The organism is Chryseobacterium sp. X308 (assembly GCF_020733145.1).
GTDB lineage: Bacteria > Bacteroidota > Bacteroidia > Flavobacteriales > Weeksellaceae > Chryseobacterium > Chryseobacterium cupriresistens.
This window is the reverse complement of sequence record NZ_JAJFZH010000018.1, coordinates 26,975-40,534: the sequence shown is the minus strand read 5'-3', so window position 1 is coordinate 40,534 and position 13,560 is coordinate 26,975. Positions and strand designations below refer to the sequence as shown.

Below are 13,560 nucleotides of genomic sequence, written 5' to 3'. Positions count from 1 at the left end.
CTTAACATTAATTAACCTGTGAAATATCAGGATTTAAAGCTTTAAACCCTTAATCTGACAGGGTAATTATTTAACTGAAATAACAGGGAGATGTTGTACCGGAAAATTGACGGAATTGGCAATGAAACAATATTCGTTGGCTTTATGATGAAGTTGTTCTGCTTTTTCTTTCATGGATTCTGCTGCAACAGTTACCTTAGGATGTAAAGTTACTTCTGTGAAGTGGCCGCTGCCACCGGCTGTCTCTGCCATGATGCCCGTTGCTTCGTCAGTGTAATCTGTAACAATAATGCCTGCTTCAGAACAGAAATGAAGGTACCAAAGCATGTGACAGGAAGAAAGGGAAGATAAAAACATTTCTTCAGGATTATATTTCGTCCGGTCGCCACGGAATGCCGGATCAGATGATCCTTCAATCACAACTTTATTCTCTGCTGAAATGGTATGGCTTCTCCCGTAATCTCTGTAATCGCTGGTTCCTGTCCCCTGGTTTCCCGTCCACCGGATGGTAATTTTGTAATGATGGTTTTTCATACTTTAAAGATAAAAGATAAAAGATCTTGCTGTTAAAATTCAATAGGGGTGGGCTTTAGCCCGCCTGATATAATAATCTCATTGTCCATTGGCTTCAGCCAAAACTTAAATTATTAATCATGTTCTATACTTGCAAATATATTATAAAAACGAAAAAACCTCCAGAAAACTGAAGGTTTTAAATTTTTTAATTAGAGAATTCTATCAATTCTTCTTTTTTGGCATTGTAGATTTTGTATTCTAAATATTTAAAAGAATCCCTTGGAACAATGGTTACCCACTTTTTGTATTTGATAAACCATTTCATCTGGATACTTTTAATGCCTTTTGTAAGGTAGGCTTCCACAAATGGGTGCACGTGCAGGTAGATTTTTCCTTTTTCTTTCTGCAGGATATTTCTTAAGGTTTCACCCATTCTTTCCACGATAACAATAGGAGCTACAATTTCTCCGTCTTTGTTCGGGTTTTCTTCTTTGGTGTCGATCTGTTTTTCCGGACGGTTTCTCTGTCTGGTGATCTGGATCAGACCAAATTTACTTGGAGGAAGGATTTTGTGGCGTGCTTTGTCGCGCTTCATTTCCTCTTTAAGATGCTCGTAAAGATCTCTTCTGTGATCAGAATTCGGCATATCTATGAAATCGATAACGATGATCCCTCCCATATCGCGGAGGCGAAGTTGTCTTGCGATTTCTGTAGCAGCCATTTTGTTCACTTTTAGTGCATGCTCTTTGTTGACAGCTGCTCCGGTTGTAATATTGTTTCCGGAGTTGACGTCCACTACGTGAAGTGCTTCTGTGTGCTCAATAACAAGATAGGCTCCTTTGGAACTCGGAATGTTGACGTGTTTTCCGAAGCTCTGTTTAAGCTGTTTTTCAACATTGTAATATTCCAGAAGTGGAATATGGGAATCATAAAACTGGACAATATTTTTCTTTTCAGGAGCAATTACTTCAATGTAATTTTTCATTTCGTTCACCATTTGCTCATCATCGCAAATGATATTGACGAAGTCCTGATTAAAATTGTCTCTTAAAATAGCTGAAGCTTTGTCTTCTTCGCTTAAAACTTTAGACGGAACTTTATTTCTCTGGATGTTTTTGAAAGTACTTTCCCATTTCTGAACCAGCTGGTTCATGTCATTATGCAGGTCAGCTACTTTTTTTCCTTCTGCCACTGTTCTGATGATCACTCCGAATCCTTCAGGCTTAATGCTGTCGATAAGGGTTCTCAGTCTTTCTTTTTCCTCAGAACTTCTGATTTTTTTGGAAATAGAAACTTTATTGTCAAAAGGAATTAACACCAGGAAACGTCCTGTTAATGAAATCTGGGTAGAAATTCTTGGACCTTTGGTAGAAATAGGTTCTTTGGTAATTTGTAACAGAACAAGATCGTCCTTGGCAATTACTTTGTCTACCGTTCCGTTTTTGTCTATTTCGGGTTGTATCTCGAAATTTTTTAAGCTCGAAGTGCTTTGTTTTTTAGAAATAGTATCTTTTAAAAACTTTCTGTACGTAAGATACTGAGGTCCCAGATCCTGATAATGCAGAAATGCATCTTTGTCATATCCGATATTGACGAATGCTGCATTCAGGTTTGGAGCAAGTTTTTTTACTTTTCCTATAAACAGATCTCCAACTATAAAATCGCTTTTGTCTTCTTGCTCATGAAGTTCACATAGTCTTCCGTCTTCCAGCAGCGCAATCTTTGTAAGATCATCTTCATGCGAAACTATTAGTTCTTTCTTCATTTTTTAATAAGATAAAATTGTTAAGATTATAGGAAGTGGATGTTTTTTATCGATTAATTCATCTATTAAATATAAGGATTTTGAATGAAAACCATTATATTTTTATTAAAATAATATTTGAAACCCTCCGTTTTCCGCGGAATCTTATAGTTGCAAACAAAAATATAGTTAGTGAACTTTAAAAATTTAAATCCACCAACTATATTATTATATTGTAAATCTCGAGAAAAAGAGATTATTTTTTCTTATGTCTGTTTGCTCTTCTTCTTTTCTTTCTTTTGTGAGTCGCAACCTTGTGTCTTTTTCTTTTCTTTCCGCTTGGCATAATTTTAATTTTTTAGTAACTAGTTAATATTCAGTTAATGTTCTTATTTTACTGCAACTTTAGTTTTTACTTTCTCAACAAAAGATTTTGAAGGTTTGAAAGCAGGAATGTTATGAGCAGGAATCTCAATTGCAGTGTTTTTAGAAATATTTCTTCCTGTTTTAGCAGCTCTTGTTTTAATGATAAAAGATCCAAAACCTCTTAGATAAACGTTATCCCCATTATACATAGAAGTTCTGATCTCCTGCATAAAAGCTTCTACAACTTTCTGTGTTTCATTCTTTTCTGTTCCCAACTTATTTGAGATGGTGTTTACCAATTCTGCCTTTGTCATTTCCTTATTTTAATTTTAAATTTTAGGTGTGCAAATTTAGTTAAAAAAATTGAATACTAGCAAATTAGTGGCAAAATATTTTTATTCAAAGAGTTGGACTTTTTATGTATACACTATATTAAGGCAGGATGGTGATAATTTAACAATAAAATAATGTAACCGGATAAAGGTACAAAAAATTGATGAACAAAATTTAATAAATGCTGGTTATAACAGGTCTGGCAGCACTTTATGGTCTTTAGCATACTATTTTTGAGATCCGTTATCTGCCCTTGACCATCCGCCCGGAATTGAATTTTTCAATTGAAATCAGATTTTTTTATAAACTGGAATTATAATATCCGTTTTCTACGCAGAAGCGGATAAGATGAAGTTTGGTTTTCAATCCCAGCTTTTCTGTAAGTCTGTTGATATAAGTATCAATTGTTCTGGTACTGAGATTGAGTTTTTCTGCAATTTCTTTATTGCTGAATCCTTCATAGCAGAACCTCATGAGCTGTATTTCAGATGGGGAAAGCTCTTCCTGTCCTTTTTTCTGCCTGTCCATATATTCCTGTACGGCTAGCGGCTGCTGTTCCCATTCTTTGGAATAAGCCTGATAGTCGAAGTCGTCAGACGCAATACTTCCTTTAATAATATCCTTTATAATGGTGCTTTTTTTCTGACAGTAATAGATATTGGGAATCTTTGAAAGGATTTCCGCCATATCTTCCTGATAAGTGCCGGAATACGTAATAATAGGGGTTTCAGTATTGTTTTTTCTGATATACTTAATAGCTTCAATTCCACTTAATACCGGCATGAAGAGCTCAATAATGAACACATCTTCCTGTCTTCTGTAGATTCTGTTTACCAGCTCATGCCCATTGTTACAATCATTCAGAAGCATATAGAAAGGATTTTCCATAAGTGTTTTGATCATTATTTTTTTAAAATAAAAATCACTGTCAGCAATGGAAAAACGTACGGTATTAGATAATATTTTACTCATTCTTAATATCGATTTGGCGAATGATATTTAAAATTCAGAGGTCTAATTTATGAAAAACTTATCAAAGTGAAAATTAATATTAATTTAATCAGGGTTTTCACGAAACAGGGTTGGGGAAATTACGTATTGTGCATAAAATTTTTTTTTTATATTTTCACAGGCCAAACAAATCGCAAATTATGTCTTCTAACAGGGAAAAAAAATTAAACAAATCTGACGTCAGAACGGGCATTTGGAAGTTTATTCTGTCATTTGTCGTTTTGTCGGTTGTATCTTTTGCTTGCTTATTTCTCTTCTTTAAGAGTTATGATATACAGCGGGAAGGAATTAGCCGTGAAGCTGAAGCGTATAAAGAACTGATGCTTCGAAGTGACGTGCTTAAGGATCACATTGATGATATTTACGACAAAATGAACCAGCTTAGCATCAATAAGGTGGAGAATGAGGTATTTCTGAGAACCAGTATTATGGATAATGTGAGAGATGCCAAAAATATTATGGGTAAAGACAGTGTGCAGAGCTTTAAACATTATGCCGTACTGATGAAGCAGATTGTACCGATGATGAATTTAAAAGCAAAGATCATCGAAGTAGAGTATCAGAAAAAAACCGTTTTACGGGATCTTGATGAATGCATGGGTAAGATTAAAGTAACCAATAATGAACTTCGGAAAGACCCTACGAGAAATTTCACAGGAAGTAGAAGAAGAAGATAAAAAGAAAAGATATGCAAGGACAAATCACATTATCGAAGAAAGAAAGGCATTATCAGTTTTTTTATTTAATACTGATGCTGGTGACTGCCATGTTATTTTTGGGAGTGATCTTTTTAAAAGGATTTGAATCCCCTTTTTCTGATGAAGATGTAAGAGGTATTCAGAATCTTGAGCAGAAAGCAGAGTTTGAGCAACACCAGAAAGTTGTTCTTCCCATCATGGACAGTACCTATACCATGATTACAAAACTTACTGATGACGGACCCCAGCCTTTTATCGAAAACAATATCCAGCTGGGTGTAAACGACCTTAACAGCTATTTCAACAGTACCGATGTTGTGGATATCCGTAAAGATGCCTATCCGCAGATCGCAAAATTCTATAAAATGTATTTTGATGACAAAAAAGTCATTTCAACAACCTCTGAAGACATTAAAATTTTCCAGAAACAGGTGGATGAATGCAGAATCGGATTTAAAGATAAGCAGAATAAGCTTTATCAGCGCGAGCAGGATCTGAAAGCAAGAATGCAGTAAGCAAATAAATACTAGGAACATACATAAAACACATCACAATTACTAACTATGAATTATTTTCAAAAGAACAAGAAAAACATTATTATCGGTGTTATTGCAACTTTGCTGATCGCAGCATTGGTTGCTCTGTGGCTGCAGAAAAAGGTAATACATTCAGCAGATGATATTGTTGGGGTGGTTTATCCGTCTTCACTGGCGGTAGGAGACACGCTTTTATTCGAAGATAAAACCCAGTTTGCCAAAACCAAGAGATGGAATTTCGGAGATGGGACAACTTCAGATAAAAACAGTGGTATTCACTTCTATAATAAACCGGGATATTATCAGGTGATTTTGATCGTCGACAACAAGTACACGAAATCTTTCCCTGTAATGGTAAGCGCAAGAAGCGTTCAGAAACCAAAAGATACTGCAACGGCAAAAACAACGATCGAAGCTGTAAGTCAGGCAATGCAAAATGAAAACGTGACCTTCCGTGCTATTTCTGATGCAAAACAGTTTGCATGGAAATTCGGTGAGTCCGGAAATACAGATGCCAAGGATAAATTTACCATCTATTCCTATAAAAAACCTGGAGAGTATCTGGTGACTCTTTACACAGAACAAAGCCAGGATCCTATCTATCACCGTATCAAAATTCTTCCGGCTTATGATGCTCTTGCTGAAGATGAAGTTTCAGTAGAAGACTCTTATGCCAAAGTAGACAATGATTTCAAATATCACCTGCAGCAGATTGCCAACGGAAACAGTTTCAATATGCATTACAATTACTTGCTGAAAACCTATCTGTGTAACAATGAAAATACAGTGGTAAAAGTAAATGACAGCAAAGTGAATAACTTCTACATGTATTGTGCAGGCCTTCAGTTTGACAAGAATACAGTGATTCAGACGGTAAAAGTAAACCTGGACGACACACAGAACTGTGTAACTAAAGTAGATATTAATCAAAGCAAATAATTTTGTCCGGTCTTACGGATGTACCAATCATAAAAAGATTAAATAGGATGAAAAATAAATTTCCTCTAGCAGCATATTATATAGGGTTAACAGTATTATTGACGAGTTGCCAGGTAAAACTGCCGTCAAAGAAAACCCCGGAGCCTTCACAGTATGGGCAGGTGGATGCATCCCCTGTCGTTAACGGATATCCGAAAAAGTCAGTGCCATGGATCGTTATTTCAGACCGGTCAAGAAATACGGCTTATCTGGATAAAGATGATGAGAAGTCTTACAAAGAAGTAAAATTCCTTGAACCTTTAATGGTTTTAAAACATAGAGACGGAATGGTAAAAGTAGCGGAATATGTTCCGGATGCTTTAATGAAGAAAGTTTCGTCAAAATCGATCAAAACATATGGCTGGATTCAGGAGTCTGATCTCCTTCTCTGGAATAACGCTTTAAAAAGTGAAAAGACAGGTTATCCTGTAAGAGTGGCAGTAGTACCTAATAACAGCGAAGTCATCAGAAATGCTGAAAGATACTATAAAAACGACTCTATTATGGTGTTCAACTCACCAAGCCTTATTGAAACAGCCAATGTAAAAATTCCTAACGGACAAATTGTATATGTGTACAAGATGGCCGAAAATAACAAACGTTTTCTGGTAGGTAAAAAACCGTCTATTGATATGGACAGTATCAATAAAGGACTTTACGGCTGGGTAAGCTCCAATGTAATCTCCACCTGGGGAGAACGTTCCGCTATCAGACTTAAAAATACAACAGGAATTACCGATACAACGCTGGGAATTCATGAAGGGCATCCGGGTGGATCAGCATCGGATGCGTCCAACAAAACAGCTATTCTTCTTACCGATGTGAATAAGAGAACACAGCTGGAAAATATCTTTCCGGTAAATCTTCCTTTAGAAGAAGCTCCGACTCCTGATACCAAGACAAAATATTTCACCAATATTTTAGATTACAGCAAGAATTTCGTATCCAATGTACTGGGTGAACCGATTTATTTTGACCGTTACAGAGAGATCACGGAAAAAGATAAAAATATCAATATTGTTTTTGCATTGGATGTAAGTGCCGGTAATGCGCCTTATGCACCTATTGTAAAATCATTGTTACAGGATCTTCAGCTCAGGTTTGAAAAGCCTTCTTATTTTAGCAATGTTAAATATGGAGCGGTTTTATACAAGAACAATCCTTGCGGAGATAATGTTTCTGTCTCCAGCTTAAGCACAGATTACAGTAAGATCTCATCATTTATTGATCAGAAAACGAATGAAATGAACTGTGCCAGCAATAGCGGCTATCAGCCGGTAGGAGAGGCTCTTACGGCAGCAGGAAACCTTCTTTCCAATGTTCCTGATGAAACCAATATTGTTGTTACTGTAGGAACTTCTGCCAACCAAAGCGGAAATATGTACAGTGTAATCAGTTCTCTTACCCAGGCTCAGGCAAGATTGATCATGTTCCAGACCAGTGCAAGATCATCAGATACCTACAATGATTTTGTATTGATGGCGGAAAATGTGGTTACCAATACAGCCAAAAATATTGCTGAACTTAAAAAACAAAAGATCATCAACCAAAATGATGTGCTTACCAAGAATAATTTCAGCCTTGTGGAAGGAGATACAGGATTCTTCTCTTTAGCTTATCCTAAACAGAGTATGTCTCAGGGATTCGTTATTTTCCCTAAGAAAGGAGACATTACAACTCCGGGATTCCTGAAAAAATCTGTTGACAGCCTTATTGCACAGGTTACTCTGGATAATCAGACTATTGATAAATCTCTTAATGAATACTTCCATTCATCCGTAGGAGCAGGTAGAACAGATGTGGATTTAAAATATAAATATCTGTATCCGGGACTTACCAATCCGGTTTCTGCAGGAATTGCCGCACAGCTGATTAACTATGGAAGCCCATTCCTTGTAAAAGGATATATTCCAAAAGATCTGAAAGATTTTACTCCGGCAATAGAAAAGGGAATTCTTATTTCTGAATCGGAATATGATAACTTAAAAGCTTTCTACACGGAAGTATACAGAAATACTCAGGCAGATCGTGCAGATTTTAATCAGGGAAGAGCTATTAAAGAGTATGTTAAATTACTGAAGAAGTACAATCCTACGATAAAATTCTTAGATAAAGGAGCACTTTATGAGCTGCCAATGTCTTATGCGATCGGAATGAGTACCGGATTTGATCTTTCTGAAGAAGAATTGATGGCTAAATATAAGCTGAAAGGTTGGAAAAAATCAAAAGTAGTTCCTAGTGAAACGGTAAAAAATTATTTCCAGCACTATAAAAATTTAGCAGACAGAATGCTTGCCAACAGAAACAACCCGGCTGTAAAAATTCAGCAGAACGGACAGACTTTCTACTGGCTTAATGAGTACTTTACTCCATCCAGAATTCCAACAGAACAACCGGAATACACAAAGCATTAAAAACATTTTTTTATGATATCAAAAGCAGGAGTATATACTTCTGCTTTTTTTGTAGTATAAAGACAGATCAACAAACCTTAAACCTTAAATTTTTAAACTTTGAACCCTCATTATTTCTCTTTGATGTGTGAAATTATTTTTTATCTAAAAAAAGAGAAATAATTTAAAACGCTGTATTTATGGTTGTTATCGTATGGTTGATAAATCCATTGTCGTAGAATTACGACAAGAAATCGTAGAACTACTACAAAATCTCAGATTTATAGGGAAAAGTTTTTTTTAGCGGAAAAGAGCCTCTATATTTGCTAACACAATCACCGAATCACAAAATATTACTAACGATTAAATTTACTAATCATGGCCGAAAGAAATTCAAGAGGAATCTTAAAATTCAATAATGGAGAAGGGCAAAAGCTGTTAAAAATGAATTACAGCGTTTCCAGATCTACAGATGTTTCAGGACGTGTAGCATCAGATCCTTCCAACGCATTAATCAAGGTTACAGTAGAAGCTACTGAAAAATCAGATATCCTTGAAAGCTTGCTGAACGGTAAATATAAGCCAACTGTAGGAGAGATTACTTTTAACAAATCTCACGAAGAAGGAACATTGATTACACTGAAATGGCAGAACGGATATGTAATCCAGCATCAGGTAGATTTCGATGCAATCGACAGCAACAGTATGCTGATCAGCTTCGTAGTAAGTGCAGAGACAATCGATTATGGTACTTCTCAATACGCCGGGCTATGGCCATCCAGCTAAATACTGACACACATTATCAACATTCATAAGAAGAAAGACTGTCCCTATTTAAGACGGTCTTTTTTTGCCTGAAAGAAAAATTATAACCTGAGAATTTTATTTTATAACGTGTTTATATAATGTTTGTTATATAAAATATTGTTATCTTTAATACTAAACACAAACACAAAGCATATGAAAACCGAATCAAAGACCAAAGGATCTTCTTTCCGCCCATCTCAGAATGCAGACGGGATATCCGAGAATCATCACGCAGGGATCAACCGGCTGGTCAAATTATCACTGGTTGTAGAAGGTAAAATTATTAAGTACTATAAGCATTTCACTCTTAAACAGAAGGCGGGTCACCACCACGAATTCAACCTTATTCTTGCTCACGATGCATTGGGAGACCGGCAGAGCCATACCCTTGAGGAAGCCAATAAATTTCTGGGAAAACGTCTTACAGCTGTTATTTCCTACAAAGATATTGAGAAAAGTCCGGAAAGGAATTTTGTTGGGGTTATTACCAAAGTAGGATTCAGTCAGGAAAAAATGAGTCTGGGAAATATTGTGCTTTCCGGATACAGCCCGACGATCCTGCTGGACGGTGCTCCGCATATCCAGAGCTTTGGCGGCAGCCAGCCCGTTAATATGGGAATCATAGCCAAAGAAGTAATACAGCAGGGAATAGATAAAGAACGGTTTGATATAAGAGTCGATACCAATGATTATTCCCAGATCATTTACAGCAGCCAGTATAACGAAACCCATTATAATTATCTGTCGAGAATGGCAGAAGCTTATGGAGAACAATTTTATTATGATGGTGAAGTTTTGCATTTTGGAAAGCTTCCTCCACAAAATAAGCCTATAAAATTATTATATGGGAGCAATGCGGATAATATCAGGGTAGAACTAAAAGCGGTTCATACAAAACCTCAATATTATGGCTATAACAGCAGTAAACATGAAAAACTGACTTCCGGGGAAACTCCGGTTGACCATTTAGGTGATCTGGCCCGTACAGCATATAGCCATAACAATAAAATATATAAAACTCCGGCACTGCAGGTTGCACCTATCAAAGCATCAACACACCTGGATGTGGAGCATTCTCAAAGAAGCGCGTCAGGAAGTGAAGCAGTTAATGTATTTTCGGTTTCCGGATCTACAACCGTTCCTTTTTTGCATCCCGGATGTATTGCTGATATTCATATGAGAAAACCGGACAGCAGTGAAACATCTTATTTTACGAAGGTTATGGTGACAGAAGCCGTTCATGAAATTGATACGATCGGACATTACACAGGAACTTTCAAATCCATTGCCGCAGACACGGGTTTTCTGCCCAAACCGGAATTTACGGTACCGGCTGCCCAGCCACAGATCGCAACTGTTATCTCCAACACGGATCCGGAAGGTCAGGGAAGAGTTCAGGTAAGATTCGACTGGCAGATGAATGATAACACTCACTTTGTAAGAGTAATGAGCCCTGATGCCGGAGGAACCGATCAGATCACACAAAACCGTGGTTATGTTGCTATTCCGGAAGTGGGTGATCAGGTAATGGTCAATTTTGTACACAGTCATCCGGACAGACCCTTCGTGATGGGAGGAATGTTTCACGGAGGAATAGGTCTTGGCGGTGGAGCTGACAACCGGGTAAAATCTATACAAACGCGAAGCGGTCACAGGATCGTTTTCACAGAAGATGAAAGTATCATTATTACAGATAAAAGCGGAAACGAAATTCATCTGGATACAACCGGAAGTAATATCAATATCACGGCACCGGAAACCATGACCCTGAACTGTAAGAATATGAATATTAATGTAGGAGAGAATATGACGACGACGGTGGGAATGAATAAGTCTGATAGTATCGGACTAAATAATACTGAGACTGTAGGCGCTATGAAACTTACTTCAGTCATAGGAAATGTAAGTACATTCATTACGGGTAAACTTACTGAAATTATTGAAGGAGATGTACACAGCGAAACAAAGAAGGAAAGAAATGAAATTTCAGAAAAGGAAATTAACATTACCTCCAATGCTTCCATCAACAAACACGCCCAACAAGAAGTACAGAACAACAGCGGAGAGAGATCTAAAGCCTATTAATTATGAGCAGAACGAGAATTGTAAAAGGCACCTACAACAAAATCTCTCATGAAAATCATAATATGTATTCTCAGGAGAGTATTATTTCACGTGCCATGAAATGGATTTCTGAAAAGGGTAATGCTAAAGGAGTGAGTCATAATACGCCACAATCTCCACCACTACAACAGCTTATACAATTGATTGTACAATTCCGGCCGAATAAAAACTGGAAAGGAGAGTTTGGCTTTGACTGGATAAGATTGGCTGATACTAAACTTTTTAATGATAATTCATTTAAAAATATAGTTGCTTATCAGTATTTTGATTCAACTTATGCAAAAAAGGTAGATAATTCTAACAGTAACTATGTTAATAAATATGATGGATCTTTTAAAGCTGATGAAGCTATGTTTAACAACCTTAAAAAAGAGTATAATCCCTTTTCCATCCCATGGAAAACCTATAAAGATAAATCAGGAAAAGAAATAGCTGAAGAATATTATATTCCATGGCTTTCTCTGAAAAAAGATAAAGAAGCAAAAATTACTTTCTTTGCAGAAATTAAAGATGAAGCAGATTATCTGGAGTTTACAAAATCTGATTACTTTAGTTTTACTCCTGATAAAATTGAGATTAAGGGGAAGAAGAAAATTTCATTAGATGATTTTGAGGTAACTATTAAATGTATTAAAGAATTTACCACAGATCAGACAATAGAATTAAAGGCTTTTAAGGCTGAAAAAGGTACAACTATAGAAGCAATAGTGGGAAAAATAAATGTCTGGGCAAATGATGTAACAAAGCATAAGAAAAAGGATGTTGTATTTGTCAAAATAAAAACTCCTGAAATAAAAATAGGAGATGGTGAAAGGGTACCAAGTGTAACAGATGAAAAAAAAAGAATTAATCAATATCTGGAACAAGCATATATACAACTTTCTGATTCTTCTATTATCGTAGAACTGGATCTTACTGCTGAAAAAGATTTCAATGATTTTATAACGAGCAGTCAAATTGATTCTGATAAGTCTAGTGGAGGCAAGTCATTAGATAGTTATTTAAAAAGTAAACTAGAGAAAGCATATCCGGGTAAATACAATAAGCATTTTAAAGCTTTCTATTTTGCAGAGGACGGTTATAATGCAGGTGGAGGGCATGTATCGGGGTATTCAGCTCCCAGAGCTGATTATGTTGTAGTATTTAAAAGTAAAAATGACCAAACTGCAGCCCATGAATTTCTGCATGCTATGAATTTACCTCATACTTTTACCAATAAAGAAACAACTTCTGATGCATTGTTTACATATGAATTTACGAAGACTGACAATTTGTTAGATTATTCTCACCGTTTAGGGTCAGGTAATAATAGTAACAGGTGTTCATTATTTTATTGGCAATGGAAACAGGCTAACAATTCAATCAAATAGATATGAAAAAATTATTAATAATAATCTCATTTAGTGTTTTTGCAACATGTCAAACCCAAATAAAACAAAAAAAAATGATGCCCCAAATAAATAATAAGTTTGAGAAATTTGATATTAAAACTTTCAATGAGAATATAAACCCAGATGAATCATTTATTTTATTAAAAAGTGCTGACGGTATTCAGCAATTACAGGAACAAAGTTATGGTTTTATTAATAGACTATTTTATCAGGAAAATCAATTTGTTCTTATAAAAAAATTTTATAAGAATTATAATTTAAAAGAAAAAGGGTTACTCTTCAATGAAGGTTCTCCTATTGGCATCTGGTATTATTTTGATGAATCAGGCAGGCTTATTAAAGAGGAAAACACAGATGAAGGGTATAGCTTTACTCCTGAAAAGATAGTGAAGTATTGTGAAAAGAATAAAATTGAGCTTCCGAAAGGGTATCATGAATCCGGGTTTTATACCCGGGTTAGAAAAGATGTTCTTAATGGTAAAAAAGTTTGGGTAATAGAATACCTTATCCCGGATGGAGATATTCAAAAAGTTGTTTTAGATGGTCAATCTGGTGCAGAACTGGAGAAAAAAGTGGTTCCGTTTGTAAGCAGTTAGTTAATGATTAATGGCCTAGCTGTTTACAGGTTTAACATAAATCTACCAGAAAGATTACAAAAAGAAG

At 35.9% G+C, this 13,560-nt stretch carries 12 protein-coding genes; 8 read left to right on the top strand and 4 right to left on the bottom strand.

The window, feature by feature from the left end; all coding sequences use genetic code 11:
• Window positions 1-66: 66 nt before the first annotated feature.
• From LIV57_RS17355 to LIV57_RS17340, 4 genes are all read right to left on the bottom strand, one after another.
• The gene (locus LIV57_RS17355) at window positions 67-534 is read right to left on the bottom strand and encodes an OsmC family protein (protein WP_227943617.1); all 468 of its coding nucleotides are present in this window, start codon (window positions 532-534) and stop codon (window positions 67-69) included.
• A 187-nt stretch (window positions 535-721) separates the two neighbouring features.
• Entirely contained in the window at window positions 722-2,281 is a 1,560-nt protein-coding gene (locus LIV57_RS17350) for a ribonuclease E/G (protein ID WP_110011658.1), read from the bottom strand.
• Between the two features lie 368 nt (window positions 2,282-2,649).
• Window positions 2,650-2,940 (bottom strand): HU family DNA-binding protein, encoded by a 291-nt coding sequence (locus LIV57_RS17345; RefSeq protein ID WP_002984212.1) that lies wholly within the window; start codon window positions 2,938-2,940, stop codon window positions 2,650-2,652.
• Between the two features lie 319 nt (window positions 2,941-3,259).
• Window positions 3,260-3,931 (bottom strand): response regulator transcription factor, encoded by a 672-nt coding sequence (locus LIV57_RS17340; RefSeq protein ID WP_047429454.1) that lies wholly within the window; start codon window positions 3,929-3,931, stop codon window positions 3,260-3,262.
• 179 nt (window positions 3,932-4,110) lie between these two features.
• On the opposite strand from LIV57_RS17340, the gene tssO reads away from it, so the two are divergent.
• From tssO to LIV57_RS17300, 8 genes are all read left to right on the top strand, one after another.
• Window positions 4,111-4,647 (top strand): type VI secretion system TssO, encoded by a 537-nt coding sequence (gene tssO, locus LIV57_RS17335; protein ID WP_110011659.1) that lies wholly within the window; start codon window positions 4,111-4,113, stop codon window positions 4,645-4,647.
• A gap of 11 nt (window positions 4,648-4,658) precedes the next feature.
• Entirely contained in the window at window positions 4,659-5,183 is a 525-nt protein-coding gene (locus tag LIV57_RS17330; RefSeq protein WP_110011660.1) for a type VI secretion system transmembrane protein TssO, read from the top strand.
• 48 nt (window positions 5,184-5,231) lie between these two features.
• Window positions 5,232-6,143: a PKD domain-containing protein gene (locus tag LIV57_RS17325; protein ID WP_110011661.1), complete on the top strand. Its 912-nt coding sequence runs from the start codon at window positions 5,232-5,234 to the stop codon at window positions 6,141-6,143.
• Window positions 6,144-6,190: 47 nt separating this feature from the next.
• Entirely contained in the window at window positions 6,191-8,596 is a 2,406-nt protein-coding gene (gene tssR / locus LIV57_RS17320) for a type VI secretion system protein TssR domain-containing protein (RefSeq protein WP_227943616.1), read from the top strand.
• Between the two features lie 357 nt (window positions 8,597-8,953).
• On the top strand, window positions 8,954-9,361 hold the full coding sequence (gene tssD / locus LIV57_RS17315) for a type VI secretion system tube protein TssD (RefSeq protein WP_110011663.1): 408 nt from the start codon (window positions 8,954-8,956) through the stop codon (window positions 9,359-9,361).
• Window positions 9,362-9,535: 174 nt separating this feature from the next.
• Window positions 9,536-11,467: a type VI secretion system Vgr family protein gene (locus LIV57_RS17310; protein WP_227943615.1), complete on the top strand. Its 1,932-nt coding sequence runs from the start codon at window positions 9,536-9,538 to the stop codon at window positions 11,465-11,467.
• Between the two features lie 62 nt (window positions 11,468-11,529).
• Complete coding sequence (locus tag LIV57_RS17305; protein WP_227943614.1) at window positions 11,530-12,876, top strand: hypothetical protein; 1,347 nt, start codon at window positions 11,530-11,532, stop codon at window positions 12,874-12,876.
• A gap of 2 nt (window positions 12,877-12,878) precedes the next feature.
• The gene (locus LIV57_RS17300) at window positions 12,879-13,493 is read left to right on the top strand and encodes a hypothetical protein (RefSeq protein WP_227943613.1); all 615 of its coding nucleotides are present in this window, start codon (window positions 12,879-12,881) and stop codon (window positions 13,491-13,493) included.
• Window positions 13,494-13,560: the final 67 nt, after the last annotated feature.

What these genes read in the sequence shown, in the direction of transcription:
- LIV57_RS17355 (WP_227943617.1), bottom strand. Translation starts at nt 534, where the DNA reads ATGAAAAACCATCATTACAAAATTACCATCCGGTGGACGGGAAACCAG.
- LIV57_RS17350 (WP_110011658.1), bottom strand. Translation starts at nt 2,281, where the DNA reads ATGAAGAAAGAACTAATAGTTTCGCATGAAGATGATCTTACAAAGATT.
- LIV57_RS17345 (WP_002984212.1), bottom strand. Translation starts at nt 2,940, where the DNA reads ATGACAAAGGCAGAATTGGTAAACACCATCTCAAATAAGTTGGGAACA.
- LIV57_RS17340 (WP_047429454.1), bottom strand. Translation starts at nt 3,931, where the DNA reads ATGAGTAAAATATTATCTAATACCGTACGTTTTTCCATTGCTGACAGT.
- tssO (WP_110011659.1), top strand. Translation starts at nt 4,111, where the DNA reads ATGTCTTCTAACAGGGAAAAAAAATTAAACAAATCTGACGTCAGAACG.
- LIV57_RS17330 (WP_110011660.1), top strand. Translation starts at nt 4,659, where the DNA reads ATGCAAGGACAAATCACATTATCGAAGAAAGAAAGGCATTATCAGTTT.
- LIV57_RS17325 (WP_110011661.1), top strand. Translation starts at nt 5,232, where the DNA reads ATGAATTATTTTCAAAAGAACAAGAAAAACATTATTATCGGTGTTATT.
- tssR (WP_227943616.1), top strand. Translation starts at nt 6,191, where the DNA reads ATGAAAAATAAATTTCCTCTAGCAGCATATTATATAGGGTTAACAGTA.
- tssD (WP_110011663.1), top strand. Translation starts at nt 8,954, where the DNA reads ATGGCCGAAAGAAATTCAAGAGGAATCTTAAAATTCAATAATGGAGAA.
- LIV57_RS17310 (WP_227943615.1), top strand. Translation starts at nt 9,536, where the DNA reads ATGAAAACCGAATCAAAGACCAAAGGATCTTCTTTCCGCCCATCTCAG.
- LIV57_RS17305 (WP_227943614.1), top strand. Translation starts at nt 11,530, where the DNA reads ATGTATTCTCAGGAGAGTATTATTTCACGTGCCATGAAATGGATTTCT.
- LIV57_RS17300 (WP_227943613.1), top strand. Translation starts at nt 12,879, where the DNA reads ATGAAAAAATTATTAATAATAATCTCATTTAGTGTTTTTGCAACATGT.